The following is a 21348-nucleotide window of genomic DNA, read 5'->3' on the forward strand; positions in this document are numbered from 1 at the left end:
TTATGGCAAATTTCAGATTTCATCAAATATCGAATACAAAGAAAATTAGACATATTTCTAAAATTTTTAAAAATAGTTCTTTTATAGTTTTTTTGCATGGTTTTATGTCAGATCTTGAAGGAAAAAAACCAAATGCATTTTTAAAATTTGCTAAAAGAAATAAAATAAGTTTTTTAGCACTAGAATACTCTGGTCATGGGAAATCTTCTGGAAAATTTGTAAATGGAAATATTTCAAAATGGAGTAAAGAGACGTCAATTTTAATAAAAAAATACGTTAAAAAAAAAGAATTTGTACTAATTGGTTCAAGTATGGGCGCATGGATTTCGCTCAATCAATTCAAAATTTTCAAAAAACAGATTAAAGGATTTTTAGGAATAGGGGCTGCTCCTGAATTTTTAGAAAATTTAATGTGGAAAAAATTTACAAAAAAAATGAAAGAGGAAACAATACGTAAGGGTATTTACAAATTAAAACATGGCAATTATGAATATCCAATTACTCTACAATTAATAAAAGATGGGAGAAAAAACAAAGTCTTAAATAAAAAAATTAATTCAAAAATTAAAGTAACAATGGTTCATGGTGAAAAAGATGAGGCAGTTCCTGTCTCATATTCAAGAAAAATTTTAAGATTATTTCCAAAAGCTAAGAAAAAATTAAATATTATAAAAAAAGGTGATCACAGTTTATCAAATAAAAAATGGTTAAATATAATTTTAAAAGAGCTTAAATTATTAATTTAGCTAACTTTTTTTATATCTTTTTTTGAAGTAATTGGATTTTTTAATTTATCTAACATTTCTTTAGGACACACCTGAACAAAATTATTTACCTCATCATCAAAATTTTCAATTATTTTTTTCGATAATTGAGACTCAGTTTCTTTAAAGTGCTCACTGACTAAATTTTTTAAATATTCTCTCCAGTAATCTGTCTCTACATTTTGCCAAACTACTGATTCTGGATTTACTTTCTTTTCAAATTGTTGAGATTTGTCATATATAAAGGCCATTCCACCTGTCATACCAGCTGCAAAATTATCACCAACATCTCCTAAAATTACTACAGTTCCACCAGTCATATATTCACATCCATTAGAATCGCATCCTTCAATTACTGTAACTGCACCAGAATTTCTAACTGAAAATCTTTCACCAGCTTGGCCAGCAGCAAAAAGTTTTCCTGAAGTAGCTCCGTAAAGAACAGTATTTCCTAAAATTGTATTCTCATTTGAAACTAAATTGCTCTCTTCAGGTAATTTTATTGAAATAGTAGCTCCTGATAAACCTTTACCAACGTAATCATTTGCATCTCCCTTTAATACAAGTTTTAAACCTTTGGAAGAAAATGCACCAAATGATTGACCTGCTGATCCTTTAAAATTTAAAACTAAAAAGTTTTCATCAAGTTTTTCATAACCATATTTTTTATACAAATGATGAGAAATTCTAGTGCCTACTGCCCTATGAGTATTTTTTATTTGATATTCTTTCTCAATTTTTTTAGAATTATCTAAAGCTTGTTCAATTTCTGGCCAAATTTGTTGGTCAAGAGTATCTGGTACACTGTTTATTTCTTGATCCTCACAATACCTTGGATTATTTCCAGTATCAGCTTGAACAAATAAAGGATTTAAATCTAAATCGTCTAAATTTGGAGAACCTTTACTAACCTGTTTTAACAAGTCTGTCCTACCAATTACTTCATTTAATGATTTAAAACCTAAATTTGCTAATATTTCTCTTACTTCACTGGCTATAAATGTGAACAAATTGACTACTTTTTCTGGTGTCCCAGTAAATTTTTCTCTGAGCTTTTCATCCTGAGTGCAAACGCCCACAGGACATGTATTTGAATGACACTGCCTTACCATTATACAACCCATTGCAACTAAAGCTGTAGTAGCAACACCATATTCTTCAGCACCCATCATTGCAGCTATCACCACATCTCTTCCGGTTTTAATTCCACCGTCTGTTCTTAATGTAACTTTATGTCTAAGATTATTTAAAGTTAATACTTGGTTTGCTTCTGTCAAACCCATTTCCCATGGTATTCCAACATACTTAACACTAGTCTGTGGTGTTGCTCCTGTTCCACCATTGTGTCCGGAAATTAATATTATATCTGCTTTTGCTTTAGCTACACCAGCTGCTATTGTTCCTACTCCAGAGGAAGCAACAAGCTTAACTCCAATTCTTGCTTTAGGATTTATCTGTTTTAAATCATAAATTAGTTGTGCAAGATCTTCGATTGAATAAATATCATGATGTGGTGGTGGTGATATTAAAGTAACTCCAGGAGTTGAATGCCTAAGTTTAGCAATCTCCTCTGTAACTTTAAATCCTGGGAGCTGACCTCCCTCACCAGGCTTAGCGCCTTGTGCAATTTTAATTTCTATCTCATTACAATTATTAAGGTAATTAACTGTAACTCCGAATCTTGCAGAAGCTATTTGTTTAACTCTTGAGTTTGCGCTGTCACCATTATCTAAAACTTTAAATCTACTCGCATCTTCACCGCCCTCTCCACTACATGAAGCACCTTTAATCCTATTCATACCAGTTGCCAAGGTTTCATGGGCCTCTTTTGATAAAGCTCCATGAGACATACTCCCACTTCCAAATCTTTTTAAAATATTTTCTATTGGCTCAACCTCAGAAATATCTATTGGCCCACTTAATTTTTTTTCTCTAAAATCAATTAAGTCTCTAAGATTAATAGGTGGTAAGCTGTATATTCCATCCGCATATCTTTTATAGGCATCATAAGAATTAGACCCTACTGCACTTTGAAGTAAATGAATTAATTTTCCTTGATATTGATGAGTTTCACCATTTTTACGATATCTATATATACCACCTATCGGCAATATGGTTTCAGAACTTTCAAATGCCTCTTTATGTATTTCTCTAATTTTTTTCTCTATACCCGTAAGTCCAATGCCTGAAATTTTAGAGACAACTCCTGGAAAATAATCTGCAACAATTGTTCTACTTAAACCTACGGTTTCAAAGTTACATCCACCTCTATAAGAACTTAGAACTGAAATACCCATCTTAGACATGATCTTTAATAAACCTGCGTTTACTGATTTTATGTATCTCTCTACACATTCATCAAAGCTAAATTGACCAAATAATTTCTTTTCATGACGCTGAAATAAACTATCAAATGCTAAGTATGGATTTACAGTAGTTGCTCCAACTCCTATTAAGGTTGCAAAAGAGTGTGTATCTAAAGCCTCTCCAGATTGAACATTTATTGATACATATCCTCTTAGTTTTTTTTCAATAAGGAATGAATTAATTGATCCAACTGCTAAAAGCATTGGTATTGGAAGTTTTAAGCTAGAAAGCTGTTTGTCACTTAAAATCAATTGAGTAACTCCCTGTCTTACTGCAATTTCAGCTTCTTTTTGAATTTTTTTAATTGAATCAAATAAAGTTTCATCCTCAGAAAAAGTACAATCAATTATAGATGAATTGTTACCAAAAAAATTTATAAATTTTTCAAACTGAGAATTTGATAATATTGGACTATTTAAAACATAAATATTTTGCTTTGTTAAATTGTCAAAATTTAAAATATTTCCAAGATTTCCAAATCTTGTTTTCAAACTCATAACCTTGTTTTCTCTTAAAGAGTCTATGGGTGGGTTTGTGACTTGGCTAAAATTCTGTCTAAAAAAATGGTATAATGGCCTATACCTATCTGACAAAACAGCCAATGGTGTATCGTCCCCCATAGATCCAGTTGCTTCTTTAGCATCTTCTGCCATAGGATGTAGTATAAGCTCAAGATCTTCTAAACTTATTCCAAAAGTATATTGTCTTCTTCTTAAATCATCTCCTGAAAAAGAATTTTTTTCATCTGAAATAGTTAACTTGTCATCTAGGTCGATAATTTGTGAATTAAAATGTTTATATTCTTTAGCTAAATAATCTTTTATTTGCTTGTTAGTAAATACTTTACCTTTTTCTATTCTAACTCCAATTATTTCCCCGGGACCTAATCTTCCCTTTGACAAAATTCTTTTTTCATTTAATTCAATCATTCCTGTTTCAGAACCTGCAAATAGTAATTTATCTTTTGTAATTGCGTATCTTAAAGGTCTTAATCCATTTCTATCATTTGCAGCTATAACCCACTCATTATCAGTTCCAGCAATGGCTGCCGGTCCATCCCATGGCTCCATAGTACTGTTTAAAAAATTAAATAATTGTTGGTGATCTTTTGGAAGAGTTTTATTTTTTTTAGACCATGCATCTGGAACTAACATGAGCTTAGCCAAAGGAGCTGGCTGACCAGATATATTTAATAATTCAAAAACATTGTCTAATGCAGCAGAGTCTGATGCTCCTTGTTGTATAACAGGTTTTAAGTTTTCAACATCGTCAAAAAGGGGACTGTTCATCTCTTGTTCATGAACTTTCATCCAATTTTTATTTCCTCTATAAGTATTAATTTCTCCATTATGCGCTATAGCTCTAAAAGGTTGAGCTAAATTCCAGCTAGGTGCTGTGTTTGTTGAAAATCTTTGATGAAAAATAGCAAACCTTGAAACAAATCTCTCATCTTTTAAATCAAGGTAGAAATCTGAGATAGCTTCAGCTAAAAACATTCCCTTATAAATGATAGACTTAGAACTCAATGAACAAATATAAAAATTGTTTAAAGATTTTTTAAAAGCTTCGTTTTCTATTTTTCTTCTAGTTTCATAAATTTTTCTCTCTAAATCTTTATTTGTTAATTCTGGGTTATAAGGCTTAAACAATACTTGGATAATTTCAGGCATTGTTTGAAATGCCTTTTCTCCTAAAACTTTTGGATTAACTGGAACTTGTCTCCAGCCATAAATACTAAAATCATTTTTGGTTAATTCACTTTCAACAATAGTTTTGCAACTTTCTTGTGCCGCATAATCATTCCGAGGCAGAAATATCATACCCACACATATTTCAGAATTGTCATGTGTGTGTCCTGTCACTTCTATCTTTTCAATGAAGAAATCTTTTGGTATTTCAACATGAATTCCAGCTCCATCTCCAGTTTTCCCATCGGCATCTACAGCGCCTCTATGCCAAACAGCTTTTAACGCTTCAATACCATACTCTACAATTTTACGAGATTTTTTACCTTCAGTTGATGCAATTATACCAACACCACAAGCATCATGCTCCATGTCTTCTGAATAAATATTATTTTCTTTTAAAAGGTGAAGGTTTTTTTTATAATTTTTCATTAAGCCACTCTTTTTTCCACTTTAGATTTACTCTCTAGATAAGTTTTAATTGAAGCAGCTGCATCTCTTCCATCTTTTATCGCCCAAACAACTAATGAAGCTCCTCTAACTATATCACCAGCAGCAAACACCCCTTTTATATTTGTTTCCATAGTATCAAAATCTGTTTTAATAGTTCCCCACTTTGTTACTTGTAATTCACTACTATCAAATAAACTTGGTAAATCCTCAGGATCAAAACCTAGTGCTTTGATAACCATATCTGCTTTTGTTTCGTAACTTGAACCTTCTTGTACTTGTGGCTTTCTTCTTCCTGTCTCGTCTGGATCACCTAGTTTAATTTGATCTACAATTATTTTTTCTACTTTATTTGTACCTTTAAATTCTTTAGGACTTGATAACCAAACAAATTCAACACCTTCTTCCTCTGCATTTGCAACTTCTCTTGCAGATCCTGGCATATTTTCTTTATCTCTTCTATACAAACATTTAACAGATTTTGCCTTCTGTCTTATAGAAGTTCTCACACAATCCATTGCTGTGTCACCTCCACCGATTACAACAACATCTTTACCTTCTGCGTTTAAAATTCCTTTATCAAACAACTCAACATCATCTCCTAGACCTTTTTTATTAGATGCTGTTAAAAAATCCATTGCAGGAAAAATATTATCAAGATCATTTCCAGGTAAATTTACTTCTCTTGCTTTATAAACTCCTGTAGCAATTAAAATTGCATCGTGTTTTTTTCTCAATTGGTCTAGGCTTGCATCCTTACCAACTTCAAAATTTTGAACAAATTCAATTCCTCCATCTTTTAAGAGTTTTGTTCTTCGCTCTACAACTTCTTTTTCTAATTTAAAATTTGGAATTCCATAAATTAATAATCCTCCTGCTCTATCATATCTATCGTAGACAGTTATTTTATACCCATTTTTTCTTAATTGTTCTGCAGCAGCTAAACCAGCAGGACCTGCTCCTATAATTCCTACGCTTTGATTTTTTTCATTCGTTACCTTAATTGGTTTTACCCAACCCTGAGCCCAAGCATTATCTGTAATATATTTTTCTACTGATCCAATAGTTACTGTTCCATGACCAGACTGTTCAATTACACAATTTCCCTCGCATAATCTATCTTGGGGGCAAATTCGGCCACACACTTCAGGCATATTGTTTGTGCTTTGGGATAATTCATACGCCTCTTTTAATCTTCCCTCAGCTGTGAGTTTAAGCCAATCTGGAATGTTGTTACTTAAAGGACAATGAACTTGGCAAAAAGGTACTCCACATTGCGAACACCTACTTGACTGTTCTTTAGCTTTTTCATTGATATACTCGTCATAGATTTCCTTAAAATCCTCCTTTCTAGTATCAACTTCTCTTTTAGGTGGAGTTTGTTGACCTATTTTAACAAATTTGAGCATTTTATCTGGCATAATATTATTTAAGTTTCGGCAAAATATACCCTCATTTATGTATATAAAGCATAAAATAGGTCATATATATTGACCTTAATTTTTAAATTATTACCACTAATACACAAGTTTTTAATTATTGCATAGCTATTATGCTTAAATCGAATTGTTTTAAATAAATACTTTATAAGTTACGTAGAAATAATGTTTCAAAATATTATAGAAGTTTTAATTCTCTCTGCAATTCAAGGAATATCTGAATTTCTTCCGATTAGTTCCTCTGCTCATTTAATTTTGGTTTCTACTTTATATGAATTTAAATCTAGTTCCTTGCTTATTGATATCAGCCTCCATCTAGGTTCTCTAATAGCAATAATTTATTTTTTTAGGGATGAACTATTTGATGCTAGAGAAAATAAAAGACTTTTAAGTTTAATTATACTTGGATCTATTCCGTTAATAATTGTTGGATACATACTTTATAGTACAAATTTAATTTATCAGTTAAGAAACATAGAAATTATAGCATGGACTACTTTGATATTCGCAATAATTTTATATATCTCAGACAAAAATCGATTTGATAAAAAAATTTCTTCAAATTTAAATTTTCAGTCAATAATATTTATAGGTATTTTCCAAATTTTCTCTCTAGTACCCGGAGTAAGCAGAGCAGGAATTACTATAACAGCTGCGAGAATTTTAAAATTTAATAGAGTAGACTCAAGTAAGATATCTTTTTTACTTTCAATTCCAGCATTAGTTGGAGCAAGTGTCTTAAGCTTAAAAGATGTTTTGGAACAATCAATACAGTTTAATTACTTAGTTGTTATCGCAATTATATCTTCTTTTATTTTTTCATTTCTAACAGTAAAATTCTTTTTAATTTATATAAATAAATTTTCAATGAATGCGTTTGTAATTTATAGAATAATAATTGCTTTAATTTTATTTAGTTTAATTTATTAAATATACTTCTTTTTTATCAAAGGAAGTAATTGAGACAAGAGAACTCCACATAGAATAAAAAAGCATCCAAGTAAATTATTAATTTCTAAAATTTGATTTAAAATAAACCAAGCAGCTATAGTCGCAAATACACCTTCAAGAGAAAAAATTATAGCAGCAGGTGCTGGAGTAATATTACGCTGCGCATAAATTTGTAATACAAATGCAAATCCACCGGATAATATACCTGCATATAAAATTGAATAAATTTCCATTAAAATGTTGCTGAAAATAAATTCTTCATAAATAATTCCAATTATAAATGAAAAAAAAGCCACAATTAAAGTCTGCACAGCTCCTAAGGTAAGTGGAAGATTGTATTTAGTTATAATGATCCCAGTAAAAATGATATGAGTGCTCCAAAACAAAGCTCCGAGAACAACCAAAGTATCTCCTAATCTTACTGTTGCATCATGAAAATTTGTTAATAAATACCCTCCAATTAAACATAGAACTACAGAAGGCCATACACTCCAATGCATTGATTTTTTACCAAACATAAAAATGATAATCGGTACCATTGGCACATAAAAAATTGTAAAAAAAGCAGCATTTGCAACATCTGTATAAAGCAAAGCGACTTGTTGAAGTGCTGAGCCTAAGAATAAGGAAATTCCGATTAATAATGAATAAATTATGAAAGTTTTTTTATCTAATTTAAATTCTGATTTAAAATTTTTTAATTCAAATAAAATCATAAGTGGAATTATGGCTAGAAAACCAACAAAAAACCTCACAGCGTTAAATGTAAAAGGGCCAATATTATCCATGCCCGTGTCTTGGGCAATAAAAGTTGTTCCCCAAATAAAAGTGCACAATAAGGCACTAAATAATGATATGGATTTATTCATTTTTAATTAGACAGCTAATTTATAGGCAAAATTTTTGCCTAAGTTTTCTTTTAGATCATTATTAAACCTAGCTGCTTCAGCACCATCAATAATTCTGTGATCATAAGATAAAGAAATTGGCAGCATAGTTCTAGTTTGAAATTTTCCATTCATAAAAATTTGTTTTTTTTCTGATCTTCCTACTCCTAATATGGCAACTTCAGGATAATTAATTATAGGAGTAAAAAATGAACCTCCTATACCACCTAAACTCGTAATTGTCATCGAGCCACCGAACAATTCTTTTTTATTAATTTTTAAATTTCTACAAAGTTCACTTACCTCTTTTAATTCTTTACTTATGAGAGAAATTTTTTTGTTATTTGCATTTCTTATTTTTGGAACCATTAATCCATTTGGCGTGTCAACTGCTATCCCAATATGGTAATATTTTTTTAAAGTCATTTTTCCAGTTTCAATTTCGTCAATAGAAGAATTAAAACTAGGAAATTTCTTAAGAGATGCAACCAAAGCCTTTATTATAAAGGCTAAAGGTGTAATTTTAATTTTTTCCCCAGTATACATGTCTGTTAAAGAACTTCTAAAACTTTCCATCTCTGTTATGTCAACTTCATCGTGATTTGTAACATGAGGAATTGTTTTCCATGAATTTGTAAGATATTTTGATGATAATTTTTTTACTCTTGGTATGTCTTTAATTTCTATTTCACCAAAATCAGAATGTTCAAATTCGTTTTCAATTTTATCTGATTTACTATCTTTTACTTCAACGTTGTTTTTCGAAGTTGATAAAACAAATTTTTTAATATCGTCTTCAACAACTCTGCCATCTTTCTGACTACCTACTACTTGATTAATATCTACACCAAGTTCTCTAGCAAATTTTCTAGCTTTTGGACTTGCAGATGAAATGTCTGAAATTTTATTCGTAGAAAAAGTTTTTTCTTGAATTTCAGGTTTTATTACCTCAATATTTTTTGATTTTTTTTCAATTTCTGGTTTTTCTTTTACCTCTTCCTTTTGAATTTCAGTGTCACTTTCTACAGTTAAAATTAAGTCGCCCTCAGAAACTTTGTCTCCTACTTTTATTTTTAAATTTTTAATTTTACCTTCTAAATTTGATGGTATCTCTACGCTAGATTTATCACTTTCAATTGTTATTAAAGCATCATTTTTTTTAATTGATTGACCTTCAGAAACTAATACCTCGATGATCTCAACATCTTTAAAATCTCCTATATTAGGTACTTTAATCTCAGTTTCTGACATTTATAATTTTGTTGGCATTGGTTTGTTACTATCAATATTATACTTCTTCATTGCATCTTTTGCGTATTTAGATGTTATAAGCTGTTCTTTTGCCAAAATACTTAAACCGTAAGCAACCAAATGTTCTTTATCCACCTCAAAAAATTTTCTTAAATTTTTTCTTGTATCACTTCTTCCAAAACCATCTGCTCCTAATGAATAAAAACTTTTATTAGTATAAGATCTGATTTGATCTGAATTCATTCTCATATAATCAGATGCAGCCATAATTGGGCCCTCTGTTTGGCCCAGGCATTGCTCAACATAAGATTTTTTAGGTTCTTTGTCAGGATTCAAAAGATTATATCTTTCTACCTCCATTCCATCTTTTCTTAATTCATTAAAACTTGTTACACTCCATATCTCACTATCAATTTTATAATCATTTTGCAAAATCTCCGCAGCTGACATCATTTCTCTTAAGATTGTTCCTGATCCTAAAAGTTGGATTTTAGTTTTTTTATATTTGTTAAATTCTTTTATTTTATACATGCCCTTTAAAATGCCTTCCTCACAATTTTTATCTTTTGGCATTTCTGGGTGAGAGTAATTTTCATTCATTGTTGTAATATAATAAAAAACATTCTCATTTTTCTCATGCATTCTTCTTAGACCTTCTCGAAAAATTACCGCTAATTCGTAATGAAATGTAGGATCATAAGTTACACAATTTGGAATAGTTGATGCAATTAAATGACTATGCCCATCCTGATGTTGTAAACCTTCTCCAGCTAGTGTTGTTCTTCCAGCTGTTGCACCCACTAAAAATCCTCTAGCCTGACTATCTCCAGCTGCCCAAGCAAGATCTCCTACTCTTTGGAAACCAAACATTGAATAAAAAATATAAATTGGTATCATTTCGATATCATGATTAGTATATGCAGTAGCAGCAGCAATCCATGAAGACATAGCACCTGCTTCATTGATACCTTCCTCTAAAACTTGACCACTTTTATCTTCTCTATAAGAACTTAATTGCGCTGCATCTTCAGGTTCATACTTTTGTCCTTCATGCGCATAAATACCTATTTTTTGAAAAAATCCTTCCATACCAAACGTTCTTGCTTCGTCGGGAATAATAGGAACCAGTCTAGGAGATATATTTTTATCCCTTAATAAATTTGTTAACATTCTTACAAGTGCCATAGTAGTAGACATTTCTTTTTCACCAGTTGATACTTTCATGAAATCGAAAATATCTTTTGAAGGTGCTTTGATTGGTTTAGCAAAAGTCGAACGTTCGGGTAAATATCCACCTAATTTAATTCTTTTTTCTTTTATGTATCTTATTTCTGGAGATTTTTCGTCAGGCCTAAAATATTCAATATTTCTCACCTGTTCATCTGTTAAGGGAACATCAAATCGATCTCTATAATACATCAAGTCATCAACATCTAATTTTTTAGTTTGATGAGTAGTATTTACACTTTCTCCTGATTTCCCCATTCCATAACCTTTGATAGTTTTTGCAATTATCACTGTTGGGCTCCCATGATGTTTAGTCGCTTTATCATATGCGGCAAAAACTTTATGAGGATCATGTCCACCTCTGTTGAGTCGCCATATATCTTTATCAGACATACTTGAGACTAATTCTAATGTTTGAGGAGATTTTCCAAAAAACTTTTCTCTTACATAAGCACCATCTCTTGCTTTCATTGCTTGATACTCACCATCTACGGTTTCATTCATAATTTTTATCAAGTGACCAGTTTTATCATTAGTCAATAATGAGTCCCAATATGATCCCCAAATAACTTTTATTACATTCCACCCAGCTCCTCTAAAACTTCCTTCAAGTTCTTGAATAATTTTTCCATTACCTCTAACTGGACCATCTAATCTCTGAAGGTTACAATTAATTACAAAAATTAAATTATCTAAATTCTCTCTTGCAGCTAGCCCAATTGCACCCATCGACTCTGGTTCATCCATTTCTCCATCACCTAAAAAAGCCCATACTTTTCTTCCTTCATCTTTAATCAAACCTCTATTGATTAAATATTTCATATACCTTGCTTGATATATTGCTAGCATAGGACCTAATCCCATCGATACTGTAGGGAACTGCCAAAATTTTGGCATTAACCAGGGGTGTGGATATGAGGATAGACCTCCAGGTTTTACCTCTTGTCTAAAACTATCTAATTGTTTTTCATTTAATCTACCCTCTAAGAATGCTCTTGCATACATTCCTGGAGCACTATGTCCTTGAAAATAGATTAAATCTCCACCAAATTTGTTATTTTTTGCTCTCCAAAAATGATTCATCCCAACATCATATAATGTTGCAGCAGAAGCAAATGTACCAATATGTCCACCAAGTTCAGGATATTTTTTATTTGCCCGTACCACCATCGCGGCTGCATTCCATCTAATTAACGATCTAATTCTTCTTTCAATATTTTGATCACCACCAGACTTTACTTCAGCCTCAGGAGGTATTGTATTAATGTAAGGTGTATTTTGAGTATAGGGAATATTTGCTCCTTCACGATAAGCTTTGTTAATTAATTCTTTAATTAAAAAATGAGCTCTTTGATTTCCATCTTTCGAAATGACTGCAGATAAAGATTCCAACCAATCATGGGTTTCAAGCGGATCAATATCATTGCCATTAACTAGTTGAATTGTAGATTGCTTTTTCTCAATTATAGGTTCAGATATAATTTTTTTTTCCTCTTTTTTTACAGCCATTGCTTCTTCAGCTTGTTTAATTATATTTTCTGTATCTTTTGGAAGAGTGCTTTCTGATGATGTTTTTGATGATGATGTAAGATTAAGCAATAAATCTCCTTTAGAAACTTTATCACCAACTTTAACTTCTAAACTATCGACTTTTCCAGCAATTGTAGAAGGAATTTCAACACTTGATTTATCACTTTCAATTGTAACTATTGGATCATTTTCTTTAATTTGATCACCAGGTTTTACAAGTATCTCTATAACCTCAACATTTTCAAAGTCACCGATGTCAGGAACAAGTAATTTTTCGCTCATTTTTTAAAATGTTTTATATACCCAAAAAAACATTATTGGATTTTATTTTTATCACATTAATAAGGTTTTTTCGTTAATCTTGTATTTTTATTATACAAAAAATAAAAAAATAAATGAATATTAAGCTTTTTAGCTTCTCTCAATACACATAGCTATTCCCATACCACCACCAATACAGAGTGCCGCACAACCCTTTTTTTTATCTTGCTTAATCATTTCATGAACAAGAGTAACCAAAATTCTTGCACCCGAAGCTCCAATCGGATGACCTAAAGCAATTGCTCCTCCATTAACATTAACTTTTTGTTCAGGGATTTTTAATTCTTTAATTACCGCAATACTTTGTGCTGCAAAAGCCTCATTAATTTCAAATAAATCTACTTCATCTATTTTCCAATTCGCTTTGGATAAAGCGTCTTGAATTGAAGGTATGGGTCCTAATCCCATTAATGAAGGCTCAACCCCACAAGTAGCCCAAGATACAATTTTAACCAATGACTCTAATGATTTTTTTTCTGCTTGCTCTCTAGACATTAAAACTAGGGCCGCAGCACCATCATTTATACCTGAGGAATTTCCAGGTGTTACAGTCCCATTTTCTTTAAATACTGTTTTTAATTTTTTTAGATCATCTATACTTAAATTTTGTCTAGGATGTTCATCTTTTTCAAAAACAAATTTTTTATTACCTTCTTCAATTTGTAATTTAATCAGCTCGTCTTTAAATTTATTTTCGCTATAAGCTTTTTCTGTTTTTTTCTGAGAATTTAAAGAAAAGTTATCTTGTTGATCTCTTGAAATTTTATATTTCTCAGCAACGTTCTCAGCTGTAACACCCATATGATAATCATTAAATGAGTCTAATAGACCATCTTTCATCATTGTATCTACTAATTCTTTTTCAGAAAATTTTTTATCTTCTCTATAATAAATTGCATGAGTAGCTCTAGACATATTTTCTTGACCCCCTGCAACAATTATTTGATTTTCTCCTAAACTGATTGATTGATATCCTGACACAACAGATCTTAATCCAGATCCACAAACCTGATTGACTACATGAGCAGGTTTTGAAACTGGTATTCCAGCTCCAATCGAAGCTTGTCTAGCAGGATTTTGACCAAGTCCAGAAGTTAAAACATGCCCCATTATTACTTCGTCAATCTCTTCTAAATCTAATTTTGATTTATGAATTACCTCTTTAATTACTATTGATCCTAATTTTGACGCACTAAGATTTTTTAATGAACCTTTGTATCTTCCTATTGGAGTTCTTAGCGCAGACGTAATTACAACATCGTTTGGTTTATTGCTCATAAAGTAATTAACTTAATATTTTATAAGTTAAATTACATCAAAAACTTTGATATATGGAATATATTATTTTAAAGGACCGCTGGCCAAATTGGATAAGGCGCTCGGCTACGAACCGGGAGATTCCAGATTCGAGTTCTGGGCGGTCCACCAAAAAGGAAATAGAAATGTTAGATTGGTTTTTAAAAGTATCTTTACAAAAATCAGTAATTTATTTTTTCATAATTATTTTAATTATTTTATTAATCTTAACTTTTGTATTATAAAAAATTATGAGTAATAAATTTGAGCAAATAAGTATTAAACCTGGATTTATGAAACACAATGGGGGTGTTTTGTTTAGATCTATTTCAGATACTGAATATGAATTTAAGTCTATAATTAATGAAAATCATTTAAATGCTGCAGGAATTACTCACGGAGGCTATTTATCTGCGTTAATAGATGCAGGAGCAGGAACAGCTGCACATAGAGCTTCAGGAAATGCTCCATGTGTAACTATCTCTTTAGATATAAAATTTATAGGTGCCTCAAAAGTTGGAGATGAAATTATTGGATACACAAAAATTTTAAAAAAAACAAACACTCTTGTCTTTTTATTTTGTGAGCTAAAGTGTAATGACAAAATAATTACTTCTGCATCTGGAGTATGGAAAATTATTAAAATAGAGCCTTCTAATTTAGGACCTGGTGGATAATTTTTTATATTTAGATATTTAATTCTTTTAAATTACTATATTGTTCAAGAGCTTCCGGATTTGCTAAGGCTTCGATGTTTTTAATTTGACTTCCTTCTATCTTGCTTTTGACTGCTAGTTCAACTATTTTGCCACTTTTTGTTCTAGGTATATCTTTTACAACAATAATTTTACTCGGAACATGTCTGGGAGATGCATTTTTTTTTATTTCTGATTTTATTTTGTTAATTAATTCTTCTGTTAATGAATAATTTTTGCTCATTACAATAAATAAAACTATTCTAACATCATTATCCCATGATTGTCCTACAACGATAGATTCTTTTATCTCTTTAAACTTTTCAACTTCTGAATATATCTCTGCTGTTCCAAGTCGAACACCACCTGGATTTAAGGTGGTATCTGATCTTCCATGAATTATATACCCACCACTGTTTTTTATCTCTGCGTAATCACCATGGTGCCATATATTTTTAAATCTATTAAAATAAGCACTCTTAAATTTAATATCATTTTTATCATTCCAAAACTTTAATGGCATTGATGGAAAAGGATTTTTACAAACAAGTTCTCCTTTACTATTTTTTAAAGACTTCCCTTTATCACTAAGAACATCTACATCTAAAGCCAAACCATTGTTTTGTATTTCTCCTATATTAACTGGCTGATATAAATTTCCTAATACGAAGCATGAAACAATGTCAGTACCACCAGAAATAGATGACAAATGCACATTTTTTTTAATGTGCTTATAAACATATTTAAAACTTTCTTCTGAAAGAGGTGATCCAGTTGAACAAATTGTTCTTAATTTGTTTAATTTAAATTTATATTTTAATTTTGGTTTAAACTTTCTTAAAGCATCTAAATACTTTGCACTTATTCCAAATAAAGTTATTTTTTCTCTTTGTGCGATTTTCAAAAGTAAATCAGATGATTTAAACATAGGAGATCCATCAAAAAGAACAACAGATGCCTTCGAAGCTAATGAACTAACTAACCAATTCCACATCATCCATCCACATGTGGTAAAATAAAAAACGTTATCATTTTCTTTAATATTACAATGTAACTGATGTTCCTTCATATGCTGGATTAAAACACCACCAGATCGATGACAAATGCATTTAGGTTTTCCGGTAGTTCCACTTGAATATAATATTGCTAACTCTGTTTCAAAATCAAATCTTTTGAAATCATTTTTTTCAGTATTAGTTTGCATTAATTCATTCCATTTAAATATGTTAATTTTTTTAAATTTATGTTTATTTTTAATAAACTTTTTTCCAGGATAGTTACTAATTACAACACTTTTAATTGATGGGATTAATTTTAAAATCTCTGAAAGTCTATTTAAAATGTCTATTTTTTTTCCATTATAAAAATACTGATCAGTAATGAATAAAACTTTTGGATTAATTTGAGAAAATCTTTCTATAACACCTTTAGAACCAAAATCAGGACTACAAGAAGACCAAATACCTCCCAAAGAAGTTGTGGCAATGAATGCTTCAACAGTTTCAATAGTATTTGGCATATATGCAGCTACTCTATCTCCTTTTTTAATATTTATTTTTTTTAGAAACTTTGAAATTTTGTTAGTATTTAAATTTAATTGTCTCCATGATCTTTCTTCTCTAAATCCATTTTCACTAATAAAGGTAATTGCTTTTTCATTGTTGTTTTTAGATAATAAATTTTCACCAAAATTTAGTCTGCTACCTGGTAAAAATAAATTTTTATAAAAAGTCTTCGATTTTCTAAAATTTTTATTACTTTTAATTCCCTTAATTTTGCTAAAATCCCAAAATCTACTCCAAAACTCTGGTGAATTTTTAATACTCCAATTTAATAATTTTTTATAATTTCTATTAAATTTTATATTTAATTTTTTTGAAATGTAATTTTCAAAAGCAAATAAATTTGAATTTTTTTTTTCAATAAGAGGGGGTTGCCAAAGTTTTTTAATCATTTTATTAAATTAAATTACTGTTATAGAATTAATCTTATTTATGATAATCTCACTTACATTTAAAAGAAAATGAGAACTTTTTATCCTCCGATTCGGTCATGTTTTAGTCTATTTTTGTTCTTTAGCAGTAACAATATCTGGTAGGTAAAAAAAAAGAAGCACAAAAGATAGAAATGACTAAAAACAAAATAACAGCTGTTCTCGGTCCTACTAATACAGGCAAAACCCATCTTGCTATTGAAACCATGCTCTCTTTTGAAAGCGGTATGATTGGATTTCCACTTAGATTACTTGCAAGAGAGGTATATGACAAAGTAATCAAGAAAATAAGTTTAGATAAAGTTGCACTTATAACTGGAGAGGAAAAAATAATCCCATCTAACGCTAAATATTTTTTATGCACAGTTGAGTCTATGCCAATTGACAAACATCTAGAGTTTGTTGGTGTAGACGAAATTCAAATGTGCTCTGATCATGAAAGAGGTCATATTTTTACTGAAAGACTTTTAAACATGAGGGGAGAAAAACTTACAATGTTAATGGGTTCAAGTACGATTAAAAATATTATTTCAAAATTAGATGCAGATATTGAATTTATAAATAGAGAACGACTATCTAAACTTACCTATGCTGGTCATAAAAAAATATCAAGAATTGACAGAAAAACAGCAATCATTGCATTTTCAGCAGAGGAGGTTTATGCCATTGCAGAGTTAATAAGAAGACAAAAAGGTGGTGCTGCTATTGTAATGGGATCACTAAGTCCAAAAACAAGAAATGCTCAAGTTGAATTATATCAATCTGGTGATGTTGATTTCCTAGTTGCAACAGATGCAATTGGGATGGGAATAAACATGGATTTAGATTTTGTTTATTTTTCAAATGTTAAGAAATTTGATGGAAAAAAATTAAGAAGATTAAATCTATCTGAAATAGGTCAAATAGCCGGTAGAGCTGGTCGATACCTTAACGATGGAGGTTTTGGTATCACTGGTGATTGTAAAGAAATATCTCCAGAAGAGGTAGAATTATTAGAAAATCATAAATTTGATGAAATTAGAACTTTGTTTTGGAGAAATTCAAATCTTAATTTCAATAATCCAATTAGTTTAATTAAAAGCTTAGAGGAAAAACCTCAGGTGGAATGGCTAAGAAAAATTCATGAATGTGAGGATGAAAAAGCACTTAAATATTTTTTAAAAGATCAAAAAATTTTAAATAGAGGATGTGATAAAAAAACTTTAATGCTCTTATGGGAATGTTGCCAAATACCTGATTTTGTTAAAAAAACTTATGGAAATCATTTTGAGGTTATTGGAAATGTATTTAAATTTTTAACTAGCAAAAAAGGACTGATTTCTGAAGATTATATGAGATTACAGCTAATGAAACTTGATAAATTAGATGGAAATGTAGATTCTTTATCAAATAGAATTGCAAATGTCAGAACTTGGTCATATGTTTCAAATAAAAATAATTGGGTAGAAAATCAAAGTTATTGGATAGAAAAAACTAAACACTTAGAAGATAGACTTTCAGACAGATTACATGAAGAACTTACTAAAACTTTTATTGACAAAAGAGCAAGTGTACTCGCTAGAGGTTTAAAACAAGATATGGAATTCAAAACTGAAATTTTACAAAACAACGACGTTAAAATTGACGATCAATTTATAGGAAAGATTAAAGGACTAAAATTAGAACTAGATCTAAAAAAAGGTGCTTTAGAAACTGACATTAAATCTTTAAAAAAAGCTGCCAGACAAACTATTGGTCCAGAATTAGAAAGACGAGTGCAATTAATAGTTGATACAGGATTAATTAGTTTGAATGAAAATTTTAAAATTTACTGGAATGATTTTCCAATTGCTAAATTAATAACTGGTAGTGATTATTTAAATCCTAATTTTGATTTAATTGTTGATGATATTATTGAACAAAACACTAAACAAAAATTAAACGACTATATTAACAAATGGATACATTCGAAAATAAATAACGTTCTTAAAAGTTTAATTGATTTGAAAAATATAAAAGAAAATAATTCATCAATTAAAGCACTGGCATACCAGCTTTATGAAAATAATGGGGTATTAAAACGAGACCAAGTTTCTGAATACTTAAAAAACCTAGAGCAAAATGAGAGAAAAATTCTAAGAGATTTAGGGGTAAAATTTGGGAGATATCACGTTTTCCTATATCAATTAATTAAACCAGAAGCAGTATCTTTGAGAACATTATTATGGAAAAATTTTTATCAAAAATTTTATAATTTAAAACCACCTACCTTTGGTTTGAATTTTTTAGATGATAAAGAAATAAAAAATAAGAACTTTATGCTTTTGTGTGGATTTGAAAAATTTGATAATTTTTTTGTAAGAATTGATATTTTGGAAAGATTATTTGTATTAATAATAAATTCTAGTTCAAAGGAAAATTCTGAAACAAAATTAGTTCCAGAAATGTTAAATCTTTTAGGATGTAGTAAAGATAATTTCAAAAAATTACTTCAAAAAATGAATTATAAAATATTTGAAAAAGAAAATGAAACTTTTTTTAAATATAGTCCTACTAAAAAATTTAAAAAAATTACAACAAAGAAGATCTCAAACGAAAATCCATTTAAAATATTAAAGAATTTAAATTTAAATTAAAATGTTTTTTAAAAAAGAAGAAACAAAAAATAATAATTTTCTCACAAAAGTTTGTGCTTTATTAATTCATGCCGCAAAAATAGATGAGAACTATACTGATAAAGAGCAAGAAATTATTAAAAAAACACTTAAAGAGCTTGGTGTAGAAGATGAAAATATTTCTAAAACAATTGAAGAAGCAAAAAAAATTGAAGAAAACTCAAATCAAATTTTAGATTTTACCCGAGAAATAAAGGGGTTACCCGAGCAAGATAAAATTAAAATTATTGAGGCTTTGTGGTCTATAATCTATTCAAACAAAGATGCTGATATTTATGAAACTAATTTAATGAGACGACTTGCGGGTTTACTTTACATTGACAATAAAACAATGGGCGATATTAAAGAAAGAATTAAACAAAATTCAAAATGACATATATCGTTAACGACAATTGTATTAAGTGCAAACTAACAGACTGCGTTGATGTCTGCCCGGTTGATTGCTTTTACGAAGGTAAAAATATGCTTGTAATTAAACCCGATGAGTGTATAGATTGTGGCGTTTGCGAGCCAGAATGTCCTGTCGATGCCATAAAAGCAGACACTGAACCTGGAAGTGAAAAATGGTTAGAGATCAATAAAAAATACTCTGAAATCTGGCCTAACATAAGTGAAAAGAAAGATCCACCAGCGGATCATGAAAAATTTAAAAATGAGCAAAATAAGTACGAAAAATATTTTAAAGAAAATCTTTAAAGGTAAAAAAGATAAAAAAGTGAAAAAAAAAGTTTCCAAAAAAAAGGCCGCACACGTTAAAAAAAAAGTAAAAGCCAAAAAAACAAAAAAAATAGTTTCCAAAAAAAATAAAAAAGTTATTAAAAAAGTTTCACCTAAATTAACTAAAACAAAAAAAACTGTTAAAATTACAGAAACGACAGTTGAACCGAAAGTAGATAACTTAAGGATTTCAAAAACAAATGAAGTTAAGCCTGAAATAAAAAAAGTTAAAAAACAAGAAACTGAAAAAAGAGAATACAAAATTAAAGATCACGTTGTTTATCCAAAGCATGGGGTGGGCCAAATTACTGAATTTAAAAAAATCAACATTGGTGGAATTGATGTTGAAACGTATGTTATTAAATTTGAAAAAGACAAAGCTAATGGAATGGTCCCTGTAAACAAGCAGTCTCACTTAAGACCGTTAGCAACTATTAATCAAATAAACAAGTGTATTTCAATTTTAAAAAGTAAACCAAAAATTAAAAGGTCAATGTGGAGTCGAAGAGCGCAAGAGTATGAAGCAAAAATATCTTCTGGAAAAATATATGAATTAGCTGAAGTTGTCAGAGATTTAAACAAGGGTGATGACCTTATGGTTGACCAGTCTTATAGTGAAAGACAATTATTTGAAAAAGCTTATGAAAGAATTCTGTCTGAATTTCAAATTGTTTTGAATGTATCATTAGAAGATACTCAAAAAAAATTGGATAAAGCACTAAAAAGAAATTTAGGTGGGCAGTCTCAACCAGTGGTACCTGCAAAAACTCCAACTAGTGAATTACCTGTAGACGAGCCAATTTCTGATAACGAAGAACCGATTGACGAGTAAAAAAAAACGCCTCTCACACAAACTGTCATGAGAAGCGTTTTTTGTAAAGAATACTAAGTTACTATTTTCTTCTTCTTTTTTTTGCTTTTTTCTTAGCTTTTTTCTTAGCTTTTTTCTTAGTTTTCTTTGCCGCTTTTTTTCTTTTCTTAGGCATCTTTAGCTCCCTTTTTTAGTTAAACGAATCAAATTGATTCGCTGTTAACATATTTTTATTTTTTTCTATAAGTTATGTCAATTCTTTAATTAGAAGTTGAATTTTATAAAAAATTATTTTTTAAATTTTATTTTT

General features: G+C 29.9%; 14 protein-coding genes and 1 tRNA gene. 8 read left to right on the top strand and 7 right to left on the bottom strand.

What is annotated here, in order from left to right; translation table 11 throughout:
- Positions 1–2: 2 nt before the first annotated feature.
- Positions 3–746: an alpha/beta hydrolase gene (locus tag ACTT9Y_RS05270; RefSeq protein ID WP_440933345.1), complete on the top strand. Its 744-nt coding sequence runs from the start codon at positions 3–5 to the stop codon at positions 744–746.
- Here the strand turns inward: ACTT9Y_RS05270 and gltB are convergent.
- Both gltB and ACTT9Y_RS05280 read right to left on the bottom strand, forming a co-directional pair.
- Complete coding sequence (gene gltB, locus ACTT9Y_RS05275) at positions 743–5248, bottom strand: glutamate synthase large subunit (RefSeq protein WP_440933346.1); 4506 nt, start codon at positions 5246–5248, stop codon at positions 743–745. The two genes, ACTT9Y_RS05270 and gltB, sit on opposite strands and share 4 nt — an antisense overlap.
- Positions 5248–6687, bottom strand: coding sequence for an NAD(P)-dependent oxidoreductase (locus ACTT9Y_RS05280; RefSeq protein ID WP_440933347.1), 1440 nt, complete (start codon positions 6685–6687; stop codon positions 5248–5250). Before ACTT9Y_RS05280 ends, gltB begins: the two co-directional genes overlap by 1 nt.
- 183 nt (positions 6688–6870) lie before the next feature.
- Between ACTT9Y_RS05280 and ACTT9Y_RS05285 the strand changes: the two genes are divergently transcribed.
- Positions 6871–7635 (top strand): undecaprenyl-diphosphate phosphatase, encoded by a 765-nt coding sequence (locus ACTT9Y_RS05285; RefSeq protein WP_440933348.1) that lies wholly within the window; start codon positions 6871–6873, stop codon positions 7633–7635.
- Here the strand turns inward: ACTT9Y_RS05285 and ACTT9Y_RS05290 are convergent.
- From ACTT9Y_RS05290 to ACTT9Y_RS05305, 4 genes are all read right to left on the bottom strand, one after another.
- Complete coding sequence (locus ACTT9Y_RS05290; protein ID WP_440933349.1) at positions 7632–8525, bottom strand: DMT family transporter; 894 nt, start codon at positions 8523–8525, stop codon at positions 7632–7634. The two genes, ACTT9Y_RS05285 and ACTT9Y_RS05290, sit on opposite strands and share 4 nt — an antisense overlap.
- Positions 8526–8531: 6 nt before the next feature.
- Entirely contained in the window at positions 8532–9794 is a 1263-nt protein-coding gene (locus ACTT9Y_RS05295; RefSeq protein WP_440933350.1) for a 2-oxo acid dehydrogenase subunit E2, read from the bottom strand.
- Complete coding sequence (gene aceE, locus ACTT9Y_RS05300) at positions 9795–12833, bottom strand: pyruvate dehydrogenase (acetyl-transferring), homodimeric type (RefSeq protein WP_440933351.1); 3039 nt, start codon at positions 12831–12833, stop codon at positions 9795–9797. It abuts the gene before it with no gap.
- A gap of 129 nt (positions 12834–12962) precedes the next feature.
- Positions 12963–14150, bottom strand: coding sequence for an acetyl-CoA C-acetyltransferase (locus tag ACTT9Y_RS05305; protein ID WP_440933352.1), 1188 nt, complete (start codon positions 14148–14150; stop codon positions 12963–12965).
- Positions 14151–14223: 73 nt separating this feature from the next.
- Between ACTT9Y_RS05305 and ACTT9Y_RS05310 the strand changes: the two genes are divergently transcribed.
- Positions 14224–14300: transfer RNA gene (locus ACTT9Y_RS05310), tRNA-Arg, on the top strand.
- Between the two features lie 119 nt (positions 14301–14419).
- A complete protein-coding gene (locus tag ACTT9Y_RS05315) occupies positions 14420–14845 on the top strand; it encodes a PaaI family thioesterase (protein ID WP_440933353.1) in 426 nt (141 codons plus the stop codon).
- 10 nt (positions 14846–14855) lie between these two features.
- Here the strand turns inward: ACTT9Y_RS05315 and ACTT9Y_RS05320 are convergent, their stop codons facing one another.
- Complete coding sequence (locus tag ACTT9Y_RS05320; protein WP_440933354.1) at positions 14856–16817, bottom strand: acetoacetate--CoA ligase; 1962 nt, start codon at positions 16815–16817, stop codon at positions 14856–14858.
- Between the two features lie 173 nt (positions 16818–16990).
- Between ACTT9Y_RS05320 and ACTT9Y_RS05325 the strand changes: the two genes are divergently transcribed.
- The 4 genes from ACTT9Y_RS05325 to ACTT9Y_RS05340 are packed head-to-tail and all read left to right on the top strand — an operon-like array spanning position 16991 to position 21059.
- Positions 16991–19471 carry a helicase-related protein gene (locus ACTT9Y_RS05325; RefSeq protein WP_440933355.1) on the top strand — a complete coding sequence of 827 codons (2481 nt, stop codon included), beginning with the start codon at positions 16991–16993 and terminating at the stop codon, positions 19469–19471.
- 1 nt (position 19472) lies between these two features.
- Positions 19473–19883: a TerB family tellurite resistance protein gene (locus tag ACTT9Y_RS05330; protein WP_440933356.1), complete on the top strand. Its 411-nt coding sequence runs from the start codon at positions 19473–19475 to the stop codon at positions 19881–19883.
- Positions 19880–20206: a ferredoxin FdxA gene (fdxA, locus tag ACTT9Y_RS05335; RefSeq protein WP_075484280.1), complete on the top strand. Its 327-nt coding sequence runs from the start codon at positions 19880–19882 to the stop codon at positions 20204–20206. The genes ACTT9Y_RS05330 and fdxA overlap by 4 nt, the downstream gene beginning before the upstream one ends.
- On the top strand, positions 20148–21059 hold the full coding sequence (locus tag ACTT9Y_RS05340) for a CarD family transcriptional regulator (RefSeq protein ID WP_440933357.1): 912 nt from the start codon (positions 20148–20150) through the stop codon (positions 21057–21059). The genes fdxA and ACTT9Y_RS05340 overlap by 59 nt, the downstream gene beginning before the upstream one ends.
- Positions 21060–21348 lie beyond the last annotated feature (289 nt).

Source organism: Candidatus Pelagibacter sp., from assembly GCF_052049995.1.
Classification (GTDB): domain Bacteria; phylum Pseudomonadota; class Alphaproteobacteria; order Pelagibacterales; family Pelagibacteraceae; genus Pelagibacter.